Origin of the sequence: Marinobacter sp., from assembly GCF_041984545.1 — a bacterium.
Taxonomy (GTDB): Bacteria; Pseudomonadota; Gammaproteobacteria; order Pseudomonadales; family Oleiphilaceae; genus Marinobacter.
In genome coordinates this window covers 1-656 of the sequence record NZ_JBHIXV010000089.1, presented here as the reverse complement: position 1 = coordinate 656, position 656 = coordinate 1, and the positions used below count along the sequence as shown (strand labels likewise).

The 656-nt window shown below is 61.7% G+C and carries 1 protein-coding gene; it reads left to right on the top strand.

Translation table 11 applies throughout. From position 1 onward, the window contains the following. Positions 1 to 54 precede the first annotated feature (54 nt). The coding region (pip, locus tag ACFC20_RS17660) for a prolyl aminopeptidase (RefSeq protein ID WP_375194124.1) at positions 55 to 656 on the top strand (602 nt) is incomplete at its 3' end.

Below are 656 nucleotides of genomic sequence, written 5' to 3'. Positions count from 1 at the left end.
CTTTTTCGTTCAGTTCAGCTAAACTCCGGGTAAAACCCCTGTCCGGAGTGCCGCATGCTCACACTCTTTCCTGAGCTCAAGCCCAACGCCCAACATCGTATCGCCGTGGATCCGCCGCACGAATTGTACGTGGAGGAGTGCGGCAACCCGGAGGGCATTCCCGTGCTGGTGGTTCACGGCGGTCCCGGTGGTGGGTGCGAGGATTTCCATCGCCGCTTTTTCGATGCCGAGCGATTCCGGATCATCCTGATGGACCAGCGCGGAGCCGGCCGTTCCACGCCCCTGGCGGAGCTGGAGGGTAACAGCACCGACAAGCTGGTTGAGGACATGGAGACGGTGCGTTCCTTCCTGGGCGTGGACAAATGGCTGCTGTTCGGTGGCAGCTGGGGGTCGACGCTCAGCCTGGTTTACGCCCAGCTCCATCCGGACCGGGTGTCGGGTTTGGTGTTGCGGGGCATCTTCCTGTGTCGGCCCCAGGACATCCACTGGTTTTACCAGGAAGGTGCGAGTCGGGTGTTTCCCGATTACTGGTTGGACTTCGAGGCCCCGATCCCGATGGATGAGCGGGGCGACATGGTCTCCGCCTATTACAAGCGGCTGACCAGTGCCAACGAGCTGGAGCAGATCCAGGCGGCCAAAGCCTGGTCTGTCTGGGA